This is a genomic window from Microbispora sp. NBRC 16548 (genome assembly GCF_030268985.1).
GTDB lineage: Bacteria > Actinomycetota > Actinomycetes > Streptosporangiales > Streptosporangiaceae > Microbispora > Microbispora catharanthi.
The window spans coordinates 56246-79668 of the sequence record NZ_BSSF01000023.1 but is presented as its reverse complement, the minus strand read 5'-3'; the positions used below and the strand labels follow the sequence as shown (position 1 = coordinate 79668).

At 69.5% G+C, this 23423-nt stretch carries 21 protein-coding genes and 1 pseudogene; 5 read left to right on the top strand and 17 right to left on the bottom strand.

The genetic code is table 11. From position 1 onward, the window contains the following. Positions 1-5: 5 nt before the first annotated feature. From QSK36_RS39330 to QSK36_RS39300, 7 genes are all read right to left on the bottom strand, one after another. On the bottom strand, positions 6-710 hold the full coding sequence (locus tag QSK36_RS39330; RefSeq protein ID WP_285785908.1) for a cupin domain-containing protein: 705 nt from the start codon (positions 708-710) through the stop codon (positions 6-8). Then, complete coding sequence (locus tag QSK36_RS39325) at positions 704-1618, bottom strand: DUF6807 domain-containing protein (RefSeq protein ID WP_285785907.1); 915 nt, start codon at positions 1616-1618, stop codon at positions 704-706. The genes QSK36_RS39330 and QSK36_RS39325 overlap by 7 nt, the downstream gene beginning before the upstream one ends. Before the next feature lie 2 nt (positions 1619-1620). Next, on the bottom strand, positions 1621-2742 hold the full coding sequence (locus QSK36_RS39320; RefSeq protein ID WP_183541757.1) for a Gfo/Idh/MocA family protein: 1122 nt from the start codon (positions 2740-2742) through the stop codon (positions 1621-1623). 12 nt (positions 2743-2754) lie between these two features. Next, positions 2755-3591: an ABC transporter permease gene (locus tag QSK36_RS39315; protein WP_183541755.1), complete on the bottom strand. Its 837-nt coding sequence runs from the start codon at positions 3589-3591 to the stop codon at positions 2755-2757. Next, positions 3588-4427, bottom strand: coding sequence for an ABC transporter permease (locus QSK36_RS39310; protein ID WP_285785906.1), 840 nt, complete (start codon positions 4425-4427; stop codon positions 3588-3590). Before QSK36_RS39310 ends, QSK36_RS39315 begins: the two co-directional genes overlap by 4 nt. Positions 4428-4501: 74 nt before the next feature. Next, a complete protein-coding gene (locus QSK36_RS39305) occupies positions 4502-5611 on the bottom strand; it encodes an ABC transporter ATP-binding protein (protein ID WP_183541753.1) in 1110 nt (369 codons plus the stop codon). After that, positions 5608-6807: an extracellular solute-binding protein gene (locus QSK36_RS39300; protein ID WP_285785905.1), complete on the bottom strand. Its 1200-nt coding sequence runs from the start codon at positions 6805-6807 to the stop codon at positions 5608-5610. Before QSK36_RS39300 ends, QSK36_RS39305 begins: the two co-directional genes overlap by 4 nt. A 335-nt stretch (positions 6808-7142) precedes the next feature. Here QSK36_RS39300 and QSK36_RS39295 point away from each other — a divergent pair, with 335 nt between their 5' ends. Both QSK36_RS39295 and QSK36_RS39290 read left to right on the top strand, forming a co-directional pair. Continuing rightward, complete coding sequence (locus QSK36_RS39295) at positions 7143-8177, top strand: LacI family DNA-binding transcriptional regulator (protein WP_183541748.1); 1035 nt, start codon at positions 7143-7145, stop codon at positions 8175-8177. Between the two features lie 273 nt (positions 8178-8450). Then, a complete protein-coding gene (locus QSK36_RS39290) occupies positions 8451-9536 on the top strand; it encodes a LacI family DNA-binding transcriptional regulator (protein ID WP_183541747.1) in 1086 nt (361 codons plus the stop codon). Positions 9537-9874: 338 nt separating this feature from the next. Here QSK36_RS39290 and QSK36_RS39285 read toward each other — a convergent pair whose 3' ends face one another. Next, positions 9875-10906 carry a LacI family DNA-binding transcriptional regulator gene (locus tag QSK36_RS39285; RefSeq protein WP_352241712.1) on the bottom strand — a complete coding sequence of 344 codons (1032 nt, stop codon included), beginning with the start codon at positions 10904-10906 and terminating at the stop codon, positions 9875-9877. 155 nt (positions 10907-11061) lie between these two features. On the opposite strand from QSK36_RS39285, the gene QSK36_RS39280 reads away from it, so the two are divergent. Genes QSK36_RS39280 through QSK36_RS39270 form a run of 3 tightly spaced genes read left to right on the top strand, consistent with a single transcriptional unit; the run spans position 11062 to position 14191 of the window. Then, complete coding sequence (locus QSK36_RS39280) at positions 11062-12207, top strand: Gfo/Idh/MocA family protein (RefSeq protein WP_285785903.1); 1146 nt, start codon at positions 11062-11064, stop codon at positions 12205-12207. Continuing rightward, positions 12204-13358, top strand: coding sequence for a dihydrodipicolinate synthase family protein (locus tag QSK36_RS39275; RefSeq protein ID WP_183541743.1), 1155 nt, complete (start codon positions 12204-12206; stop codon positions 13356-13358). Before QSK36_RS39280 ends, QSK36_RS39275 begins: the two co-directional genes overlap by 4 nt. After that, positions 13355-14191, top strand: coding sequence for a sugar phosphate isomerase/epimerase family protein (locus tag QSK36_RS39270; protein ID WP_183541741.1), 837 nt, complete (start codon positions 13355-13357; stop codon positions 14189-14191). Before QSK36_RS39275 ends, QSK36_RS39270 begins: the two co-directional genes overlap by 4 nt. Positions 14192-14395: 204 nt before the next feature. On the opposite strand, the pseudogene QSK36_RS39265 reads toward QSK36_RS39270, so the two are convergent. The 9 genes and pseudogenes from QSK36_RS39265 to trxA form a co-directional block, all read right to left on the bottom strand. Then, positions 14396-15753 (bottom strand): annotated as a pseudogene (locus QSK36_RS39265) (ISAzo13 family transposase); the annotation flags it as partial. A gap of 111 nt (positions 15754-15864) precedes the next feature. Then, positions 15865-17772, bottom strand: a complete 1908-nt coding sequence (locus QSK36_RS39260) for an APC family permease (protein ID WP_285785902.1) — start codon at positions 17770-17772, stop codon at positions 15865-15867. Positions 17773-17788: 16 nt separating this feature from the next. Further along, positions 17789-18898: a Gfo/Idh/MocA family protein gene (locus tag QSK36_RS39255; RefSeq protein ID WP_285785901.1), complete on the bottom strand. Its 1110-nt coding sequence runs from the start codon at positions 18896-18898 to the stop codon at positions 17789-17791. Positions 18899-18945: 47 nt separating this feature from the next. Beyond that, complete coding sequence (locus tag QSK36_RS39250; protein WP_183541738.1) at positions 18946-19143, bottom strand: DUF7167 family protein; 198 nt, start codon at positions 19141-19143, stop codon at positions 18946-18948. A gap of 3 nt (positions 19144-19146) precedes the next feature. Continuing rightward, entirely contained in the window at positions 19147-19614 is a 468-nt protein-coding gene (locus QSK36_RS39245; RefSeq protein WP_225898617.1) for an ester cyclase, read from the bottom strand. Positions 19615-19673: 59 nt separating this feature from the next. Then, complete coding sequence (locus QSK36_RS39240) at positions 19674-20825, bottom strand: glutathione-independent formaldehyde dehydrogenase (RefSeq protein WP_183541735.1); 1152 nt, start codon at positions 20823-20825, stop codon at positions 19674-19676. 13 nt (positions 20826-20838) lie between these two features. Next, entirely contained in the window at positions 20839-21291 is a 453-nt protein-coding gene (locus tag QSK36_RS39235; RefSeq protein ID WP_285785900.1) for a DUF1931 family protein, read from the bottom strand. A gap of 31 nt (positions 21292-21322) precedes the next feature. Continuing rightward, positions 21323-22993: an FAD-dependent oxidoreductase gene (locus QSK36_RS39230; RefSeq protein ID WP_285785899.1), complete on the bottom strand. Its 1671-nt coding sequence runs from the start codon at positions 22991-22993 to the stop codon at positions 21323-21325. Continuing rightward, positions 22977-23420, bottom strand: a complete 444-nt coding sequence (trxA, locus tag QSK36_RS39225; RefSeq protein ID WP_183541730.1) for a thioredoxin — start codon at positions 23418-23420, stop codon at positions 22977-22979. The genes QSK36_RS39230 and trxA overlap by 17 nt, the downstream gene beginning before the upstream one ends. Positions 23421-23423: the final 3 nt, after the last annotated feature.

Below are 23423 nucleotides of genomic sequence, written 5' to 3'. Positions count from 1 at the left end.
CCGCGTCAGGCGGGCCGGTAGGTCTCCAGGCGACCGCACATGCCGAACGCGCGGTCGTCTGGAGTGGGAGCGTCGAGTTTCCGGACTTCCGCCTCCCGCAGGTGGCCGCCGTCGCCCGCCATGAGCGCGTCGATCTGCCGGGATGTGGCCGCGAGGGCCGCGGTGGGGCCGGCGGCGACGATGTCGCGCCAGGCCGCGGCCTGTGGCCGGACCAGTTCGACGGCCTGCCGGTAAAGTTCGAGCAGCGGCCCGGGATCGCCTCTCGTCAGGTGGTCGCGCAGGATCTGGAAACCTTCCACGGCCAGGTCCCGCCGCCGCCTCGCCGAGCCTTCCGGGTCGCCGGGATCGAGGCTCGCGGCGATGCGGTAGGCGTCGGCGTCTCCCAGCACCTCGGGGGGAAACGTGAGGACGGCGTCGCCCGCTTCGGGCAGCCCGGCGTTCTGCATCACCACGAGCACACGCAGCCCGCCGTGATTGACCGCCCGGTGCACCGTGCCGGGGGTGAACCACGCGACGGTGCCGGGCCGGAGCGGCACGCGGGTGTGCCCGGCAGGCGTGAGAGTCTCGAGTTCTCCCCGTCCCTCGACGACGACATAGCCTTCCGTACAGGCGGTGTGAAGATGGGGGGACCCGCCGTGGCAGCCGTCGGCGGCCTCCCAGGTGTACACCTCCAGCCCCGACACACCGGTGCCACCGGGAAAGATCACCATGGGTGCTCCCCCAGGTACTCGTTGACGGCGTCGCGTTCCCACAGCCCGTCGGCGACGACGATCCGGTAGCGGCGCCGCAGGGTCTCCCCCGCCGGCAGGATCAGCTCCTCGTGGAAGGCGAAGGAGGGAGCCACTGCGGGGAACGGCTCGCTGCGCACAAACCAATGGTCGGGTTTGCCGGCGTTCGCGGGGTCCTGGTCGAAGATGAGGGTGGAGGCGGCGTCGACCTCGTCGTGGGGGGACCGGTACGCCAGCCATGACGTCGCGCGGCCCATCGCCTCCTCTCCTGCGAGGTCTTCGTCGGTCAGCACCGTGCCGTGGGTCATGTCACGGGGGCCGCGCCAGAAGAGCCCGGTGTAGCCGGCGTTGGGCCGGCCCGCCGTGGTGGGGCTGCCGATGTCGAGGTCGCGACCTCGTACGTTCGTCAGGGCCGTGCCGAATTCCAGCACCCAGGTTCGCGTGTCGGGGTCCACATCGTGGACCCGTACGGTGCGCAGTTCGGCGATCCACTCCTCCCCGTGGGTCGTCACCCACGTCACGCGCTCGGCGAACCGCAGCTCTCGCCCGTCGCATTCCAGCACGTCGAAGCGTTCGTGCCGGAGGCGACCCACGTTGTCGAGCTGGACGTAGCCGTGACCGGGCGCGCTCGCGTCGAAGGTCGGACCGCCCCAGAAGTTCTCTCCGGACACGTGCGACAGCGTCATGGCCAGCCCTTTGTGCCACCGGTGGTCGTGCGGCCGGTGTGCCGTGACGACCTGCCCGCCGAGGGTGCGCAGCGGGTGCAGGTACGGAGCCGGGCATTCGGAGGCGGCGGCGGCGGATCGGAAGGTGTAGCGCAGGAGTTCCACGCCGTACCCGGTGAGGGAGAAGGAGGAATCGTCAGAGCCGGTAAGCGTCAGGGGGGACACGATCACTCGCTTTCGCTGGGAGCCGGCGCGGCCCAGCCACCGGTGTCGCCGTGCAGACGGTGATAGAAGGGGTCGTCGGCGGTCAGGTCGGTGCGCGTGACAGTGGTCCGGGTGAACGCCGACCGGTAGATCGCGGTCACCAACTCCAGCGTGCGCCGCGCGTCCTGGCCGCTGACCTGTGGCCTCTCGCCCCGGTCATAGGCGTCGAGCAGAGCGGTCAGCTGAGCGGCGTGGGAGCTCGGTTCGTCGCCGCGGGGAGCCGTCCAGCCGGTGAGCCGGGCAGGGTTGTTCACATGCGGGGCGGGCGTATAGGTCCAGTCGCCGTTTCCGTAGCCGTACAGATGCCTGACCTCGACAGTGGCCTCGGTGAGGTCGATGCGGATGTAGCTCTCCTCACGCGGCGACAGGACGCTGTTGACGACGGTCGCCAGGGCGCCGCTGTCGAACCGGACAGCCGCCACCGAGACGTCCTCGGTCTGTACGTCCCGATCCAGGCGGGCGGCCATCGCGGTGACCTCGCTCCAGTCGCCGAGAAGCGCCAGCATGAGGTCCATCTGGTGGATGCCGTGGCCCATGGTCGGGCCTCCGCCCTCGCTCTCCCAGCTCCCGCGCCACGGCACGTCGAAGTAGGCGTGCGGGCGATACCAGGTGGTGGCGCAATGGGCGACCAGCGGGCGGCCGAGCTCGCCCGAGGCGATCAGTACGGCCGCGTGCCGGCCCGCCGCGCCGAAGCGGTGCTGGAACACCACGCTGGCGTAGGCGCCGCTACTCTGTTCGGCCTCGGTGATCAGGTCGTATTCGGCCAGCGAGAGGCACGGCGGTTTCTCCATCCACACCCACGCGCCCGCCAGCAGGCATCGCCGGGCCTGCTGGGCGTGGAGGCCCGGTGGAGTGCACAGGTGGACCAGATCCGGCTGGGCGTCTTCCAGCAACGCGCCGAGGTCGGTGTAGGCGCCGGGGATGTCGTGGGCGTCGCAGAACGACTTGACACGCTCGGGGTCGACGTCACAGGCGGCGACGATTTGCACGCGGTCTCCCTGGGCGGCCAGGGCCGGCACATGGGCGCCCTCCGCGATGCCGCCGGTGCCCACGATGGCGACCCGTACAGGTCTTCTGTTCGTCATGCGGATGACTCCTCAGCGGCGGTTCCGCGCGGCGACCGAGGTGGGGTCCACGAACCGCAGCGCGATCAGAAGCAGGACAAGAGTGGTGAGCATGTAGATCACGGCCATCGCGTCGATCTGCTGGGAGGGCAGCTGGCCTGCCTGCAAGGACGCGCCGAACAACGCGACGACGATGGTCTGGCTGTGGGGTCCGGCGACCAGGAAGGTGAGCTCGAACTGGCCGACCACACGGACGAGGGTCAGCACCCCGGCGGCCAGCAGCCCGGGAACCATCAGGGGGGCCAGGATCCGGACGAACACCTGGCGGGTGCCCGCTCCGAACACGCGGGCAGCCTGTTCGACCCGGGGGTCGATCTGGTCGACGAACGGGATGAGGACCAGGACGGCGAACGGGAGCGACGGCACCAGGTTGACCAGGACCAGTCCGGGGACGGTGTCGTTGAGCCGCAACTGGTATACCAGTGTCGCCAGCGGCACCGCGTAGCTCATGGTCGGGATCACCTGCGGCACCAGGAACAGCAGCATGACCAGGCGTTTGCCGGGAAAGCTCAGTCTCGACAGGGCGAACGCCGTCGGGACGGCCACCAGTAGTGACAGCGCGACCACGGCGAGCGCGACGAGCAACGTCGTCGTCAGCAGGCTCGGCAGGTCGAAATAGGACCACGCGCCGGAATACCACTTGATGGTGAGCCGTCCCGGCAGCCAGCCCGAGCTCAGTTGCTGGGTGAGCGACGCCAGGACGACCACCAGCACGGCGATCAGCAGCCCGCCGATGAATGCCCACAGGCCCGCCCAGGTTACCGCTCCGGTGAGCGTGATCCGGCGTCGTAAGGCGGTGTCGGCCGTCATCCCTTCCCTCCCGTCGTCGAGCCGTGGTAGAGCCTGCTCCGCAACGCGAGCACGAGGCCGAGCACCGCCAGCTGGACGACTGCCATGATCACGGCGGTGGCCGACGCGGTGGCGTACCGGGCGTTCGCGTACTCGGTGTAGGCGATCTTGGACAGCACCCTGGTGGGTCCGGCGTCGTTGCCGACCAGGGTCGCGGACGGGAACACTCCGAAGGCCAGCACGAACGACAGACAGAACGTGATGGTCAGGCCGGGCAGCAGCAGTGGCAGCGCGATGAGCCGGAACCGGGCCCGCGGACCGGCGCCGAGTACGGCGGCGGCTTGTTCCAGGCTCGGGTCGACACCCGAGGCGTAACCCAGCATGAGCAGGAACGCGAAGGGGAACCCGCTGATCACCAGCGACAGCAGCACGCCGGTGAAGTTGCCGGTCAGCGCGAGGGGTTCGCCGACCAGGCCGACCGCCAGCAGCGCCTTGTTGACCCAGCCGGCCGGCCCGAGGACGTTGTTCATCGCCGAGGCGACGAACACGGTTCCAAGGGTCATGGGGATCAGCACCGTGGCCGTGATGATTCGCTTGCCGCGTATCGGGCCGCGCATCCGGTAGGCGATGGGCAGCGCCGCGCCCACGTTGACCAGTGACGCGGCGAGCGCGAGCTTGAGAGTGACGAGGATCGACTCCCGGCTGCCGTTGTTGCTGACGAACCGGTCGGCGAAGAAGTCCTCATACGCCGAGAGAGGGCCGCCTTCGCCCTGGAACGACAGACCGACGCCGTAGAAGAGGGGGTAGACGAAGAACACCAGCATGAACAACACGCCGGGAACGACCAGCCACAGCACCGGCGAAATCCCGGGCCCGCCGACCCGAGCCCGCCGGCCGCTGCCGCCTGCCCGCTCAGGTGCGACGGCGGCGCTCACGGCTGAGCCACGCTTTCCACCAGCGCCGGATCCTCACTGGTCAGCTGATCTGGCTGTGGGAAGACACGGATTCTCTCCGGCAGGATGTGAGCGCTAACATGATCGCCGGGCGAAAGCGGCTCCAGTGAGGCGGCGTGCAGCATCGTGCCGTCCGGGGCACGGCCTTCCACCACGAAGCTCCGCCCCTGGTACTCGCACACCCGCACTGTCAGCGAGATCGGCCTGCCGATCTCCGGACCACCGATCACCAGGTCATCCGGCCGCATCATCGCCACCGCCTCACCCTCGGCCGGCAGGGCGCGATCGCCGTGGCACATCCGGCCGAGACCGTCGATCTCGACGTCTCCGCCGATCAGGCGGCCCCGCAGAGCGTTGCGGTAGCCGACGAAGGCGGCGACGAAGGCGTTGGCCGGGCGCTCGTACACCTCGGACGGTCTGCCGATCTGCTGCACCACGCCCGCCCGCATGACCACGAGCCGGTCGGCGAGCGAGAGGGCCTCGGCCTGGTCATGGGTCACGTACACCGTCGTGAGGCTGAGCTCCTGGTGCAGCAGCCGGATCTCGGTGCGCATGTCCAGGCGCAGCTTGGCGTCCAGGTTGGACAACGGCTCGTCCATGAGCACGAGTCGCGGTTCGACCACGATGGCGCGGGCGATCGCGACGCGCTGCTGCTGGCCGCCGGACAACTGCCCGGGATGCTTGCCGGCCTGCTCCGTCAGCCGCACCAACTCCAGCGCCTTGAGGACGCGCCTGGCGCGCTCGGCCTTGCCGACTTTGCGCATCCTCAACCCGAACGCGACGTTCTCGGCGACGGTGAGATGGGGGAACAAGGCATAGTTCTGGAAGACCATGCCGAAGTTACGCTTCTCCGGGGGCAGGGTGTCCACGCGCTGCTCGTCGATCCAGATCGAGCCACTGGTCGGCGCGAGCAGACCGGCCAGCAGGTTGAGCGCGGTGGACTTGCCGCATCCGGATGGACCGAGGAGGGCGATGAACTCGCCGCCCTCGATAGCGAGATCCAGTCCGTCGAGAGCGGTGAACCCGTTGCCGAACCTGCGGCCGAGCCCGCGGATCCGCAACTCGCGGAAGGCGGCGTTGCGGCTCACTTCTGGGATCCGATCTTCTGGTTCCACGCCGCGAACATGGCCTGCACCTGAGCGCCCGCCAGTGGCGCGATCGGCGTGCCCTCGTCCTGCAGCTTCTTGACCAGTTCGGGGCGGCCGAACTTCTGGAATGTGGCCGCGATGCCGGGCGGCGCCAAGGACGGGTCGACTCCCTTCACCGGGAAGCCGCTGCCGTGCAGAGCATAGGTGAGGGCCTGCTGGTCGGGCTTGAGCATCCACTTGGCCAGGTCGAGGACCACCGCCAACCTGTCTGCCTCGATGCCGCGCGGGACCGTGACGAACCGGCCCTCGATGACGAGCTTGGGCTCGTCGAAGGCGACGACCTGGATGTCCTTGCCGAGAGTCCCGTTGGCGTGCTGCTGCTGGTCCCAGCCGCCCGAGGTGACCGTCATGTCGATGGCGCCCGTCGTGAGGGCGTCGAAGGCCTCGACGGTCTTGGCGAAGTACTTGCCGGTGTACTTGTTGAGCTCGGCCAGGTAAGTCCAGGTCTTGCTCCAGGTGGCCGGGTCACCGGGATCGGTGTCCCCGAGCATGTGCGGCAGCGCGTCGATGAACTGGTTGGCCGGTCCCGAACCACCGGTGGGCGTGGGGTAGCTGAACCGGCCCGGGTGCTTCTTGGCCCAGGCGAGCAGTGCCTCGGCAGTGGTGGGCGGGGTGCCGACCCTGGACGCGGAGTAGGTGAGCAGCGGCCCGTTGGGGTCCGCGGAGTCGAGGATGCCGTACCCGCCGCCCGCGTTCTGCAGCACGGAGCCGGACGCGGTGAGCTGGGATGTCAGATCCGGGAACGCGGACTGATAGTTCGGCAGGAGCCGCAGCAGGGTGTTCCGGGCGCGCATGTTGGACAGTCCCTCGATGCCCGTGAGCACGATGTCGATCGAGACGCGGCCCGCGGCCTGCTGGGCGGCGAGCTTGCCCGCGACGTCGGCGGGAGAGCCTGTTTCGTAGGTGATGCCGGAGACGAGCTTGGGATGCGCGGCCTTGTAGTTCTCGATCACCTGCTTCATGTGCGCCAGGTCGCCAGACACGTCGAGGATGTTGAGCGTGACCGGGGACGTGGGCAGCGCGGGGGCCTGGGCAGGCGCTTCGGGCAGCGCGTGGGGGGCCGGCGCCGAGCACGCGGAGGCCAGCAGTGTGCCGGCGAGCAGCAAGGCGCCGGCGGCGACTGATCTGATCTTCATCGGGGGGTGGACCTTCCTCGAGCACCTGGCTCCGGCACTGCAAATATGGGAAAACGCATTCCGCACCATAAGCTTGCTCTGGAAGTGAGTCAATAAGCACCACTTGATCGATCGGCCATCGTTCGTTCCGCAGCCGGCCGCCCCGTGAGCGCCCGATCGGGCAGTTCCGGCCCCGCCGCTCAGCGTCTTCTACCAGCGGCTTTCAACGATGAGACGGGTTCAGGGCACCGTCGCACGGGAGGCCGAAAGCACGGGTGGGGCCGCCCAAGCGTTCGCCCGCGGTCGAGTATCGTCACATCGACCGAGCGGTCGCCAGGCACGGGAGGAACCAGCAGATGCCCCATCCGCCCCGATCCACCGTCACTTTGCGTGATGTCGCAGCGGCGGCGGGTGTCTCGGTCGCGACGGCCTCCCGGGTGCTCGGAGGCAGCTCCCGTACGGTCGCGCCCGAGTACGCGGAACGTGTGCTCGCCGCAGCGTCCGCGCTGCGTTACACCGTGGACGCGTCGGCACGGGCGATGCGCCGGGCGAGCGATGCGATCACGCTCGTCGCCGACGATCTCACCACACCCTCGATGGGCATGGTCGTGGCGGCGATGGAACGACAGGCCCGCAAATCAGGCGCTTTCGTCACTGTTTCCTCGACTCGCGGGACACCAGACAAGCAACTGCAAACCGTTCGGCTGCTGCGCGGCCTGCGGCCGCGTGCGCTTGTCCTGACGTCCGGCCGGTTGCAGTCCAACGCCCTCGAAGAACAGCTTTTCCGGGAATTGCAGGCCTACGAGCGGGAGGGCGGGCGAGTCGTCATCGTGGGCGTGGCGGACGAGGCGTTCGATTCGATCGATCTCGACAACCACGGAGCCGGATACTCGGTCGGGAACTACATCGCGAATTCCGGCCACAGGAAAGTCGTCATTTTCGGCGGCAGCCACGGAAGCGCCAACTTCTCCGCCCGCGTCTCGGGGTTCATCGACGGGCTCACCAGCGCCGAAGCAGAAAAGCCCCTCATTCAGGTGGTGAGCTGCGAAGGTAACCGTCAGGGCGGCTTCGATGCGGCCCGTGCGCTGGTTGAGCGGGGTCTTGAGGGCACAGACGCTGTTCTCGCCATAAACGACATGGTCGCCATCGGCGCGATGTCGGCATTCCGGGCCGCCGGCGTCAAAGTACCCGACGACGTGTCCGTGACCGGAATCGACGACATCCAACTCGCGGTCGACGTGACGCCTCAATTGACGACCGTTGCCCTCCCGCTCGCCGATGTCGGCACCATGTCGATTCGTTTGGCCCTGGCCACTCGTACCCAGCCTACGAATTTCACGGCTCGGGGTAATCTGGTCATTCGCGATAGCACCATGCCCCGGAGCAGGTGAGCTCGCCGAAGGGGTTGCGCGACGCCTGAACCCGAGGGACCTGGCGAAAAGTGTTGACAGACCCCGCACCAGGATCCACCCGAGGTCCTTTCCACGCGCCTGATCCGGGCCGCCCCCGCCCGCCTGTCCGTCGCCTGCCCGCATCAGCCGTACGCGGCTCGCGCGCAGAGGCACCGCGGTTGACGGCAGGGCCTCGCGCGGACAGACTTTGGAATGCGATTTCCCATGTTTGATGTAGCTCGCTGTACGGATGTGCTTTACCAAAGGTGTGCAATGGATGACCGCTCGAAGACGCCCGCGTCTTCACGCCTCACAGCCACAGCGAGGCAACGCCCCTCTTCGGTGACATTGCAGGATGTCGCCAGGGAGGCCGGCGTCTCCGCCGCCACGGCCTCTCGTGCCCTCAACGGCAGCACTCGCAACGTCCAGTCGGAGAACGTCTCCCGTGTCCTCGCCGCGGCAGCCAGGCTTGGTTACGTGCCACATGTGTCGGCGCAGGCTACTGCGAAGGGGTCGATACCAACCGTCGCGTTGGTGGTGAGCGACGTGGCCGACCCCTATTTCGCCTCCATAGCCGCCGGTATCACCGACGCCGCCGAGGCCAACGGTCTCGTCGTGACCATGACCGTTGCCGACCGCTCACCCGACCGCGAAGTCCAGCTCGTCAGGACGCTCCGCGGACAACGTCCGCAGATCATCATCATCGCCGGCAGCCGTATCGACGACACCGACACACGTGACGCGCTCATCGACGAGCTCAGGCAGTACCGCGCGGCAGGTGGCCGCGTCGTGTTGATCAGCCAACCTGAGCTGCCTTTCCCCACCGTCGCCATCGACAACGTCGACGGCGCCAGGCTGCTGGCGCGTGAGCTGGCCGGCGCCGGATATCGGAGGCTCTCCATCATCCACGCGCCGCACCGGATAAGGACGTCGTACGACCGGTATACGGGCTTCGTCACCGGCCTGGAAGAGTCAGGAATCACCATGGACGAGAACTTCGCCATGGAGACGGAGTTCACCCGGAGCGGCGGCTATGAAGCGGCCCGTGAACTCGTCGAACGCGGCCTGCGTCAACTCGAATTGATCTTCGCGGTCAACGACGTGATGGCGCTCGGCGTGATGAGCGCTCTGCGGGACGCGGGTCTGGTGCCCGGTCGTGACGTTGCGGTCGCCGGTTTCGACGACATAAGTTCGGCAGTGGATGTCGTGCCGGCGCTCACCACCGTAGCGGTCCCCCTAAGGGAGGCCGGGCTCGAGGCCATGCGACTCGCACTCGCCGATGACGACAGCATCCCCACAGTATGGATTCCGACGGCCGTACGCCTTCGGGAGAGCACGCCGCGTATGTCTGGCGCTTGATGCTCCAGAGCGCCACTGAAGGTCTTGAACTCTTACGGCATCGGCCCCGGGTGTGGTCCGTCGCTCGGGCGGCGGCTGTGGGCAGGCCGGATTCACTCAGCTCTCTCAGCGCGTTGGAGGCGGCAGGGTTCATGCCGGCGAGACTGATCGACGATCCGTCGCCGGCCATGGTGACACCGTCACACTCGTACGGGTGGCATCACGCTATCGGCTAGCCAGGACTCGATCGGCGTACCCGCACCACTCGACGGCGGCCCGACCTGCTCGGTCGCGCGGCTGACCTGTGATGCTCGAGTGGCCGCCGCTTTCCTGCGCTGACCGGGCGCTGCCGGAGGAGGTCAGCCGCGACGCATGCCGGGCGTGCTCTCCCGCAGGACGACCTCGCCACGGACGAGCCGCCGGCGGGGGCGGTCCGCCGGTTCTCGCAGGACCATCTCCAGCGCGGCTTCGCCGATCTCGACCAGAGGCAGGCGCACCGTGGTGAGGGCGGGAGTGACGTCCCGCAGGGTGGTGATGTCGTCGAATCCGGCGACCGCGACCGTGCGCTCGAGCCCGCGCGACCGCAGCGCGGCGAGGGCGCCGACCGCCATGACGTCGTTGACCGCGAACACGCACTCGACCTCGCCGCGGCGCGCGAGCAGTTCGAGCATGGCGTCGTGCCCACCGTCACGGTCGAACTCTCCGTGCACGATCGCCTCAGGCGGCACGACGACGTCCGAGGCCGCCACGCCTTCGGTGAAGCCGGCGAGCCGGTCGGCGGCCGTGAGCAGGTCGCGCGGGCCGGCGAGCACGCCGAACGAACGGTAGCCGAGACCCGCCAGGCGGACGCCGAGATCGCGGGCACCCGCGCGGTTCGCGACGACCACGGTGTCGACGGGCAGCCGTCGCTGGCCGATGAGCGCGACCCGGCCGCCCGACCGTTCGAAGGCGTCGAGTTCGGCGCCGAGCCGGTCGAGCGCGTCGCGGTCGTCGGTACGGGAGCCGGCGATGACGATGGCCGCCGCGCGCAGGCCGCGCATCGCGGCGGCGTATTCGACCTCCTTGTCCGGCCGTCTCCCGGTGCCGGCGATGCTGACCATCAGACCGTTGGCCTCGGCCACCTTCATAGCCCCGGCGGCTATCGAGGAGAAGTAGGGGTCCTCGATGTCCTGCACGACGAGCCCGATCAGGTTGGTGCGGCCCCGCGCGACGGCCTGGGCCTGAGCGTTGGCCGTGTAGTTGAGCGTCCGCGCCGCCCGTTCGACCCGCTCGCGGATCTCCGGACGGACGGTGCGTGCGCTGCCGTTGATGGCGCGCGACGCGGTGGCCAGCGACACCCCGGCCTCCCTCGCCACGTCCTCCAGCGTGACCGCGCCGCGCTTCGCACTCATGGTCCTCATTGTGGCCTTCTCGTGGTCATGTTCCGAACGGCGTACCGGTTGACGTTCCGACCGCCCCGGCCGTACGGTCCAGCGTAGTGGAAAGCGCTTTCCGTTCTATGGGAAAGCGCTTTCCAGTCCGAGCTCTCACACACGAGGAGAAACGGATGGACACCCTCGGCGTGGTCATGAACGGCGTGACCGGGCGCATGGGCTACCGCCAGCACCTGGTCCGTTCGGTCCTGGCGATCAACGAGCAGGGCGGGGTCGCCTTATCGGACGGCGGCCGGGTGCTGCTGCGGCCGGTGCTGGTGGGGCGGAGCGCGGCCAAGCTGGAGGCGATCGCAACGCGGCACGGCATAGCCGACTGGACGACCGACCTCGGGGCAGCCCTCGCCGACGACCGCAACGCCGTCTACTTCGACGCGCAGACCACGAACGCCAGGGTCAGGGCCGTCATGCGGGCCATCGAGGCGGGCAAACACGTCTACGTCGAGAAGCCGACGGCGGAGAACCTCGCCGACGCGCTTGCCCTCGCGCGGGCGGCCCGCGAGGCGGGTGTGAAGAACGGCGTCGTCGCCGACAAGCTGTTCCTGCCTGGGCTGCTGAAGCTGCGACGTCTGATCGACGGCGGCTTCTTCGGCCGGATCCTCTCGGTGCGCGGCGAATTCGGTTACTGGGTGTTCGAGGGCGACTGGCAGCCGGCCCAGCGGCCCTCCTGGAACTACCGGGCCGAGGACGGCGGCGGCATCGTGCTCGACATGTTCCCGCACTGGGCGTACGTGCTGGAGAACCTGTTCGGCCGCGTCGAGGCGGTGACCGCGCGGGCGGTTACGCACATCCATGAGCGGGTAGACGAACACGGCCGGGCGTACAAGGTGACCGCCGACGACGCCGCCTATGCGATCTTCGAGCTGACCGGCGGGGTGATCGTGCAGATCAACTCCTCCTGGGCGGTCCGGGTGAACCGCGACGAGCTGGTGGAGTTCCAGGTGGACGGCACCCACGGCAGCGCCGTGGCCGGATTGCGCCGCTGTCGCGTACAGCACCGGGCCTCGACACCGATGCCGGTGTGGAACCCCGACCTGCCGGTGACGGAGCCGTTTCGCGACCAGTGGCAGGAGGTGCCGGACAACACGGAGTTCGGCAACGGCTTCAAGACGCAGTGGGAGATGTTCGTGCGCCACGTCGTGGAGGACGCGCCCTTCACGCACGACCTCGCCTCCGGCGCCCGCGGCGTGCAAGTCGCCGAGCTGGGCCTGCGCTCCTCCGCCCAGGGTGTGCGCGTCGAGGTGCCCGGAGTCTCGGCATGACCGTTATCACGCTCCCCACCCCGGAGCGCCGGCTGGAGACCTACCGGATGCGCGAGCCGGTCACCTGGACTCCCCCGCCGTCGTCGCCCACGAGCCGGATCGCCTACGCCGCCGCGCACGTGGTGGCGGACCCGCTCACCGACCACTCCCCCGGCTCCCCCACCGCACTCGACTGGGACGCCACCCTGCGCTTCCGCCGCCACCTGTGGTCGTACGGGCTGCGGGTGGCCGACGCGATGGACACATCCCAGCGCAACATGGGCCTGGACTGGGCGGCCACGGCGGAGCTGATCCGGCGCAGCGCCGCCGAGGCCCGGGATTTCGGCGACCCGCCCGGCCTGCTGGCCTGCGGCGCCGGCACTGACCACCTGCCCGGGGCCGCCACCCTGGAGGAGGTCGTGGCCGGCTACCTGGAGCAGATCGAGACGGTCCAGGACGCGGGCGCCCGGGTCGTCGTCATGGCCAGCAGGCAACTCGCCCGCCTCGCCCGCGGCCCCGAGGACTACCACAAGGTCTACGGCAGGCTGCTCGGCCAGGCCGACCGGCCGGTGATCCTGCACTGGCTCGGCGAGATGTTCGACCCCGCCCTGGCCGGTTACTGGGGATCGCACGATCTTCAGGCCGCCACCGAGGCGTTCCTCGCGCTCGTCCACGACAACGCCGCACGCGTGGACGGGGTGAAGGTGTCGCTGCTCGATGCCGATCATGAGGTGCGGCTGCGCGAACGGCTGCCGGGCGGTGTGCGGCTCTACACGGGCGACGACTTCAACTATCCGGAGCTGATCGCGGGTGGCAGCCACGCGCTGCTCGGGATCTTCGACCCGATCGCCCCCGTCGCGGCGGCCGCCCTTCACGCGCTCGACGGCGGAGACCGCGAGCGGTTCGCGTCCGTCCTCGCCCCGACCGTGCCGCTCGCCCGGAAGGTCTTCGAGGCGCCGACATACCACTACAAGACCGGCGTCGTCCTGCTGGCCTGGCTCGCCGGGCACCAGGACGCCTTCGTCATGGTCAACGGGGCGCACAGCGCCCGGTCGATCCTCCACCTGGCCCAGGTGTTCCGCCTCGCCGACCAGGCCGGGCTCCTGCCCGACCCCGACCTGGCCGCCGCACGTATGCGCGCCCTGCTCGCCACCGCCGGAGTGACCACATGACCCCCGCCCGCCTTTCCCTTAACCAGTGGACCACCCGCCGCTGGTCTCTGCGCGAAGCCGTAGACGGATGCGTCCGGCACGACATCCACGCGATCGGGCTGTGGCGGGAGGCAGTGGCCGAGCACGGCCTGGCCGCGACCGCGAAACTGGTCACAGACGCGGGACTGCGCGTCTCCTCCCTGTGCCGGGGCGGCTTCCTGACCGGCCCCGACCTCGGACTCAAGGACAACCGCGCGGCGATCGACGAGGCCGCCGCCCTGAACGCCGCCTGCCTGGTCCTGGTCGTGGGCGGACTTCCCGGAATCTCCCCCGGAGGCGGCCCGCGTCCAGGCTTCAGCCGCGACCTGGCCGAGGCGCGGGTCCGGGTCGCCGAGGCGCTCGCCCTGCTGGCGCCGTACGCCGCCGAGCGCGGGGTGCGGCTGGCCCTGGAGCCACTGCACCCCATGTACTGCGCCGACCGCGCCGTGCTGTCCACCCTCGGCCAGGCGCTCGACCTGGCCGAGCGGTACCCGGCCGAGCAGGTGGGTGTGGTGGTCGACACCTTCCACGTCTGGTGGGACCCCGAGGTGCTCACCCAGATCGAGCGGGCGGGTGAGCGGATCGCGAGCTACCAGGTGAGCGACTTCCTGGTGCCGCTGCCCGCCGACACGCTGCTCGGCCGCGGCCTGATGGGCGACGGCGTCATCGACTTCGGCCCGCTCACCGCCGCCGTGGACGCCGCAGGCTACCGCGGGGACATCGAGGTCGAGATCTTCAACGCCGACATCTGGGCCGCCGACCCCGACGAGGTGGTCGCCACGATGAAGCGGCGCTTCGCCGCGACGATCGGCTGACGAGTCCGCCCTCAGCCCGCGAGCCGGGTGCCCTCGAAGTGAGGTGGACCGGGGCGCCGGTGGCGGACGGGGCGTCGGCGGCGACACCCACCAGGACGCTCCGGATGCCCCCCACAGGTACTGGCTTTACAAGATCGCCAATGTGCTGTCTGAAGTGCTCCGGGTTGTGTGGAGGCTCTACATGCGGCCGATCACGCTGGGCTCGGGGGCGAGCTGGCGCGCCAGGTCGTCCATTTGGGCTTCGGTCATGCCGGTCAGCCGGGAGTCGGCCAGGGCGCGTAGTGCGGCAGCGCGGATCTGCGCGCGGTCGATGCCGACGACGGGTGGCCGGTCGGCGGCGACCAGGGCGGGGTGGATCGTGTAGTTCCAGGAGCCGTGGGTGGGATGGGCGTGGATCGGCAGCTCGGCGAATCGGGCCTTGCTCACCGTGACGCCCAGCGGATACGAGGCGGTGTCGAGTTCGGCTTCGACCCGCAGCCCGGTACGGGTGCTCGTTGAGGCGATGGTGTTGACGACGACCTCGTGGCAGGTCAGCGGCCGTCCACGCCAGTTCATCGTGATGTGGGAGAACAGCCGGTGCTCGATCTTGTTCCATTTCGAGGTGCCCGGCGGGAAATGACATACGGTGATCGCCAGGCCGGTGTCCGCGGCCAGGGCGGCAAGCTCGGCCTTCCAGACCCGGAGCCGGTAGCCGTTGGAGCCTCCCGCGTCCGCGGTGATCAAAGCCGGGAGGCGTCCGGATAGTCCAGGCGGCCTCGTGCCTGCCACCAGCGGTGGATCGAGGCGACCGCGAACGTTGAGGTGTCGTGGTCGATGCCGACGTTTACCCAGCCGGTGTTCGCGCCGATGTCGTAGATCCCATACGGGATGGCCTGATCGACGTCCGGCCCGGTGAAGAAGAAGCTGTGGTCCTCAACCTCGATCGGGTCGCCCTTCGGCCGCCACTCGCGGCCTGGGTGAGGGAGCCGGCCCAGTTGCTCGCGTTTCTTGGTATCGACGCTGATCACTGGCTCGCCTGCGGCCTGATGGTCCTTGACCTGCTCGTTGATATAGCGGAACTGCGCGTCCCGCTCTGGGTGCTGCTTGCCTTCCAAGGTCTTGGCGTTGCCTTGCAGGCTGAACCCGTTGTCACGCAGCAACCGCCCGACCGTGGGCGGCGATACCCGATACCCCCGCCGGGCCAACTCCTCCGCCAGGCGCCGCAGGGACTTGGTCGTCCACGGCAGCGGCGACTCCGGGTCGCCCCGCTCGTCCGGCTCGACCAGCGCCAACAACGCCGGCAGCACCCGCGAGTCCTGCTCCTCGACGCTCTTACACCCACCGCCTTCACGGCGCACCCGCCCGTCCGGCAGCACATCCCCGCCGTCCTCGAGTTCGAACACGCCCTTCTGCACAGTGGACTCGCTGACCCCGGCGACCCGAGCGACCGCACGAACCCCGCCATGCCCCAGTAACCGGGCTTCAGCCGCCATCAGCAACCGCCGCTGCCGCTCGTTCAGATGCGGCAGCACGACCTCGAACTTCAACGCCAGCTGATCGAGAACACCGGGCAAGATCGCCATCCCGGCCCGCGTCCCGGCGATCCGAAAACAGGCGATCAGTCATGAGCCTCGCCTCCCGGTCCCGCAGCCGATACCCCCATCCGAGTGGCGCAAACGCGGAAGCCTGACGGCCTATCCGACATGCACCCGGGGACGGCGCTCGGGATCCGGCTCGGCCTCCCGCAGGATCTCGCGGGTCATCGCCGGGACGTCGCCCACTCCGAACACCAGGTAACGAAGCATCGCGGCGACGGGGTTCTCCTCGGCCCAGTGGAAGTAGATGTGCGGCAGCTTGCGGAAGCGGTTCCGGATGTAGAGCAGCAGGGCGGCCAGCGCGTTCGGGATCGAGGAGCTCTCCAGCCGGAGGATCCGGTGCCCGTACCGCTCCTCGCCCCGGACGCGCAGCTCTGTCAGGAACTCCGACGCGTCCGGGACGGTGGCCTCCACGAACAGCACCGGTGTGGCGGGATCCAGCCGGTGGTTGCGCCACTGCTCACGCAGCTTCTCCTCGTACTCCGCCCGGTCGCGCTGCTGCGGCTCGTTGGCGATCAGGTGGACCTCGTCGCCGGGCACCTCGCGGAGGAACCGCTCCGCCAGGGGGTCGAGGACCACGCGGGTGACCCGCAGTTCGGTGGACCGGGTCGCTCGGGAGATCAGCGAGGTGACCACGATGGCCGCGATGAAGAACGACGCGATCTTGACACCGTCCGGCCGCTCGATCACGTTCGCCACCAGCGTGTACGTCAAGACGAGGGCGATGGCCGCGTACGCCGCCGTCGCCGCGCGCCTGCGACGCCGGTGGACCGAGACCGTGACCGCGACGGCCGCCGAGAGGATCAGCACGAGGACTCCGGTGGCGTACGCCCCGCCCTGCGCCGTCACGCTCGCCCGGAAGATCACGGTGATGGCGAACGCGACGGCCGTGAAGACCAGGACAAGCGGCCGGACCGCCCGCGTCCAGTCGGGGGCCATGCCGTACCGGGGAAGGTAACGGGGAACCAGGTTGAGCAGGCCCGCCATCGCGGAAGCGCCGGCGAACCACAGGATCGCAATCGTGCTCGCGTCGTACAGCGTGCCGAACCCGTTCCCAAGATAGGCGTGAGCCAGGTACGCCAGGGCCCGGCCGTTGGCCCTGCCGCCCTCCCGGAACTCCCGCAGCGGGATCAGCACGCTCGTGACGAAGCTGCTGGCGATCAGGAAGACGCTCATGACCAGGGCCACCGTCGTCAGCAGTCTTTTGGCTCCCCTGATCCGTCCCGCCAGGTCCCCCTTGATCAGCGGCATGACGGCCACCCCGGTCTCGAACCCAGACAGGCCGAGGGCGAGCTTGGGCATGACGAGCAGGGACAGCAGCACCATCGACGCCGGCCCGCCGTGCGAGGACAGCAGGGCCTGCTTCCAGTCCACGACCAGGATGGGCCGGTCGGCGACATGGAGCACGGCCGCCGTCACCACCACAACGTTGAGTGACAGGTAGACGCCCACGAGGACGACCGCGAGGCCGATCGCCTCGCTGAAGCCCAGCAGGAACACGGCGCCGAGCAGCACCAGCAGGCCGAGCGTCACGGCCAACTGGTGCCCCTGGAGGGCACGCGGCACGAAGGGGTTCTCCATGATGTGCGCTGTCGCGTCGGCCGCCGACAGCGTCATCGTGATCACGAAATCGGTGGCCGCGAACCCGAGCAGCACCAGGACGAACAGCTTGCCCCACCACCTCGGGGCGAGCCGCTCCAGCATCGCCACCGAGCCCTGGCCGTGCGGACTCTCCACCGCGACCCGCCGGTAGACCGGCAGCGCGCCGAACAGCGTCAGCGCGACGAGGAACAACGTCGCGACGGGCGACAGCAGGCCCGCCGCCAGCGCGGCGATCCCCGGCTGGTAGCCCAGGGTGGAGAAGTAGTCGAGACCGGTGAGGCACATGACCCGCCACCAGGCATGCCGCCTGTGCGGCGCCTCCACCACGTGGGGCCCGGCGGGCATCACGTCCTCGTGCTGAAGCCCCTCCAGGAGCCAGGAGCGGACGCTGTCCCTGGTCGCCATGCCGCCCACACTCGCCCTACTCCACGCATTCGCCGCCGACGGGGAGCCCCGTCTGCTCGGCGTGGCGGCGGGTGATCCGCTGCGCAGTGACAATGTCCTTCAACGCCCCGTCGAGCCCGGTGAGCGGTGGTTCGTCCTGGGTGACAAACCGGTGGAAGGCCACCAGTTGCCGCTCGTACGCCTCCGCGAGGTCGCGGTAGGCGACCGTGCGCTCGGCCGTGCCGGTCCGCGACAGGACGGTGAGGCTCGTCGGGGCGTTCAGCAGGTAGTGGGTCGGGAAGCACAGTTCCAGCGAGCCGTGGTCGTGGTGTACGGCGATCGTCTCCCGGTAGACGGGGTAGTCCGGCAGGTGGTGCCAGCACAGGCCGTACCTGCCGCGCGCGGGGTCCGGCAGTCTCCCGCTCACCTCGACCGAGGGCGGGAAGACGTCGTCCGGCCAGACGGACACATGGTCCACGGTCGCGGGCGAGCCGACCAGTAGCCGCATGACGGACAGCTCGTGCCGGACGTCGCCGAGCAAGACCTGGGAGTAGAGGCGCCGCAGCCGTTCCGGGACCGTTCCCAGAGCCTCGGTGATCGCCTCGTCGTCGGCTTCCAGGTAGGGGGCGAGCCGCTCGGACGCCGGCCTCGACACCCGCGCTCTTGCGAACAGGAGCTGCGACTCCTCGGAGGGGTGCAGGACGGTGGCGTCCAGACGGCGCACCGCCCTGGCGCCGCCCGCCTCGCTGAGCGCCGACAGCAGGCGCTGCGTGGCCGGATCGTACTGCTTCACATAACCCACCATCAGCCGCGCGTCGCCGGGGATGCCGCGAAGCTCGGCCCGGCTGTAGGCGAGCGGCTTCTCGCACAGCACCCAGCAGCCGCAGGCGAGGGCCGCCTTCACGAGCGGCCCGTGAGAACCGGGCGTGAGGACGATCAGCGCGTCGAACCCGCCCGCCTCCAGCATGGCGATGGCGCGGTCGTAGGATCTGACGCCCAACTCCCGGCCGAGCGTCTCTGCATGGTCGCCGTCCAGGTCGCACACGGCGGACACCTGGAAGATGTCCCGCCGCTTGGCGAGCAGCGGCAGGTACACGACCTGGGCCGCCACGCCCAACCCCACGAGAGCCACCTTCAGTGCGCCCACGCTCTCACCCACTCCCACGACGGGCCATCGCCCGGCCGCTACCCCTCCTAGATCTCCCTCCAACCGGCACTGGAGTTCGCGCTCACGAGCGCGTCGACGCGGTCGGCCAGGTACGCGTCGCGCTGGCCCGCGCTCATCGCGTCCCAGTCGGCCCGTGGAACCCGGATCTCCTCGCTGACGACGTCGTGCCTGCACTGGAAGAACAGCTCGACCGTCACCATGTCGCCCATGTCCTCTGCCGGCATCGCTCAGTCCTCTGCCCGCCGCTCACGCGGCGACAGCTGCTCGTCGAAGACGAGGCGCCCGCCGAGCTGGATGTAGAGCTCCAGCTGGTCGAAGTACATCCGGTGACTGATGATCTTGTCGTTGCCCACCGAACAGGTACTGGTGCCCCGGACGGCGACATGGCGGCCGGTTCGCTCCAGCACCTGGCCCCCGGGCAGTAGGAAGGGCCCGGTGTGGGTGCCGGTGAGCAGCCATTCGGTCACCGCCGGATCGGTGCACAGGACGGCGTGCCAGACCGTCATGCGCATGTCGGGGAAGCCCCTGAACAGATCTTCGTAGTAGGAGGCGATCTGCTCGTGCCCCTCCGCGACGCCCGCCGGGGTCACCAGGACCGCGTCCTGACTGTGACACTGGATCACCTCGTCCAGATCGTGCCTGTTGAAGGCGTCGTGCAGCCTTTGCTTGAGCAAGCGCGCGTCCGGCATGCGCATGGCGCGTCCCCCTCACTGCCAACGGTCGGACCGCGGGGCCCGCGGCCGCCACGGGAGGGTCAGCCGGTGCCGGCGGGATGTAGGACGACCTTGGTCCAACCGGGATCCCGCCGGTCGAAGTGCTCGTAGCCGCCGGGCGCGTCGTCCAGATCCAGCTCATGTGAGACGACCCACGACGGCCGGGCCTTCCCCTCGTGGATGAGGGTGCAGAGCTGCCGGTTGTAGTTCTTGACGTTGCACTGACCGTTGCCCATGGTCTGGCCCTTGAACCAGAACATCCCGTAGTCGAAGGCGATCTCGCCCTGCTTGTAGAGGTCGTCGGGGCTGCCGGGATCCATGGCGATGAACACGCCCACGACCCCGATCGTCCCGGCGAACCTCACCGACTTGACGAGGTTGTTCAGCGTCATGTTGGGATGCTCGTGCCCCTGGGGGTCGTGCGCCTGGTAGCCCACGCACTCGCAGCCCCGGTCGGCGCCCCTGCCGTGCGTGAGCTCCATGACCTGGTCGACCGGCGACGTCTTGGAGTCGTCGATCGGGATCGCCCCGATCTCCTCCGCCTTGGCCAGCCGGTCCGGGTGGCGGTCCACGACCATCACCATGCCCGCGCTCTTGAACGTCGCGGAGTAGGCGGCCATCAGGCCGACCGGCCCCGCCCCGTAGATCACGACCGAGTCGCCGGCCTGCACACAGGCGAGCTGGGTCGCGTGCCAGCCGGTGGGCCAGATGTCGGCCAGCATGACGTAGTCGGTCTGCCTCTCCCGCGCGCCGTCCGGCAGGACCAGGCAGTTGAAGTCGCCGAACGGCACGCGCAGCAGCTCGGCCTGGCCGCCGTTGTACGGGCCCATGTCCGCGAAGCCGTAAGCGGCCCCGTCCACCCCCGGCTCCGGGTTGGTGGTGAGGCAGAAGGCGGTCAGGCCGCTCTCACAGTTGGCGCAGAAGCCGCACGCGACGTTGAACGGCACGCAGACCATGTCGCCGACGCGGACGCGTACCACTCCCGGCCCCACCTCGACCACCTCGCCGAGGTTCTCGTGGCCGAGGACACGGCCCGGCTCCAGGTCGGTCCGGCCTTCGTACATGTGCAGGTCCGACCCGCAGATGTTGGTCGTGGTCACACGGACCAGGACGTCGGTGGGCATCTCTATCCGCGCGTCCGGCACGTTCTCGACGCCGACCTGCCGGGGTCCTTCGTACACGACTGCCTTCATGGTGTCCTCACTTCTAGAGCAGCAGCCGGAAGACGCGGATCACGCGATCCCACTGCTCCGTCCTCGGGTTCTTCAGGCCGGGATCGAGGATGGTGAACGTGCGCGCCAGCGCCAGCGACAGCCCGCCGACGATCTCGGGCAGCCGTTCCCTCACCTCCTCGCCGATGGACAGGTCGAGCGGAGGCAACGCCGCGAGCTGCTCCAGGATGGGCTTCAGCTCGATGTCCTCGTCGAGGTCGCGGAACCGGTGGATGCTCTCCTGGAGGCCCTTGGTGATGGGCAGGTCCCAGGTCTCGACGACGTCCCGGACGTTCGCCTTCGCGTGGGCCTGGCCGATCACCAGCAGGTCGTACAGGTTCTGGTTCACGAAGTCGCTGTAGCGCCGGAGATCCTCCTTGTCGACGTCGAGGCCCGCCGCCGTCCTGAAGAACCGCTCGAACCTCGGCACCGCCATCACTTCTGCCATCGCCAGTCCCCTTCCTCCCCGCGTGGGCGGCTCAGCCCCTCAGCTGAAGGTGTTCGTGCACGAGGCGCACGGCCATCGCGCCCTCGCCGACGGCCGACGCGACCCGTTTGATCGATCCGTTCCGCACGTCGCCGGCCGCGAACACACCCGCTCTGCTGGTCTCCAGCGGGAACGGCCGACCGGTGGAGTCCGGCACGCCCTTCCTGCCGGAACGAGCGGCGTCCAGCCCGGTCAGGATGTATCCCCGGGAGTCGAGCGCGACCTCGTTGGCCAGCCACCGGGTGTACGGCTCCGCACCGATGAAGACGAACATCGCGCGGGCCTCGACGGTGAACCGCTCCCCGGTGACGTTGTGCTCGACGACGACCGCCTCGAGCGTCTCCCGCCCGACCAGCCGCCGGACCTGGGTGTTCAGCATCACCTGAATGCCGGGGTGTTGTTCGATCTCGACCGCCAGGTAGCGGGACATGTTCCTGGTCAGCTCGCCGTCGCGTACGAGCAGGCGGACAGAGGCGACGTGGTGGGCGAGGAACAGCGCGGCCTGGCCGGCCGAGTTACCGCCGCCCACGACGACGACCGGGTCCCGGCTGCACATCCGTGCCTCGAACGCGGTGGCCGCGTAGTAGACGCTGGTCGCCTCGAACCTCTCCAGGTCGGGCACGACGAGCCTCCGGTAGCGGACGCCTGTCACGATGAGCAGCGTGCGCGCGTGGACCGTCGCGCCCTCCTTCAGGGTGACGAGGTGATGGCCTTCGTGCTCTCGTAGCGTGCACGCCTCCGCCGGGACGCAGAGCTCCGCGCCGAACTTGCGGGCCTGGATCATCGCCCGCTCGGCCAGCTCGCCACCGGAGATCCCGGCGGGAAAGCCAAGGTAGTTCTCGATCCGCGACGAGGTGCCCGCCTGGCCGCCCAGGGCGACACTGTCGAGGACAACCGTGCCGAGCCCCTCGGACGCTCCGTAGACCGCGGCGGCCAGGCCAGCCGGCCCGGCTCCGACGATGAGCAGGTCGCACACCGCCTCCCGCGTGCTCGGCGCCGGGAGGCCGATGGCCCTGGCCAGCTCCGCGTTGGTGGGGTTGCGCAGCACCAGCTCGCCGTGCCAGATCACGACCGGCGTCTCCGCCGGGGTGACGTCCATCCGCCGCAGGAAGCGCTCGACCTCGGCGTCCTGTTCCAGGTCGATCCACTGGTGCGGCAGCCGGTTGCGCGCCGCGAACTCCCGCAGCCGGCGGCAGTCCGGCGAGTAGCGGGAGCCCACGATCCGGAAACCGGCCCCCAGTCCGATGAGCATCGAGCGGCGGATGAGGTAGGCGCGCAGGACGAGGTCGCCCAGGATCTCGTCGCCGGCGACAAGCCGGCGGAGCTCGTCCACGGGCACGGCGAGCACCTCGCCGTCCTCCGCCACCACGGCGGTTATGAAGCTGGCCTGGCCGGTGAGCACGTTGAGCTCGCCCAGAAACCGGCCCGCGCCGTGGACCCTGATCACCTGATCGTCGACTCCGTACCCCTTCACGGTCGCCACCTTGCCGCTCAGTACGACGAAGAAGGCGGCGCACGGATCGCCCTCCGCGAACAGCACGTCGTCCCGGTGAGCCGGGCGACGCTCGCCGTGGGCGGCCAGCGTCCGCATCTGCGTGTCGCTCAGCCGGGGGTAGGCGCCCTGCAGATCGGGCGACTCGATGAGCTCATCCGGCCAGCGCATCGCCGACCCACTCCCGCAACACGGGCGCCGGGGCCGCGCCGGCCCGCTGGGCCACGACCCGCCCCAGCCGCAGGACGACGAGCGTCGGAACGGCTTGCACGCCGAAGCGCCGCGACGTCTCGGGCGCCTCGTCGATGTTCACCTTCACCAGCTTGATCCGCCCGGCCAGCTCGGTGGCGACCTGCTGGAGCGCCGGGCTCACCATGCGGCACGGCCCGCACCAGGACGCCCAGAGGTCGACGACGACCGGAATCCGCGCCGCCTCGGCGACCTCAGCGAAGTCGTCGTCCCGCGCGTCGACCACCCACGGCAGCGGCTCGCGGCACTCGCCGCAGCGCGGCGCTCCCGCCCCCGCCTTGGGCACGCGGTTGTTCCGGCCGCAGTGCGGGCACCGGACGACGCTCGACTCGATGACCTTCGGCGGCATCGG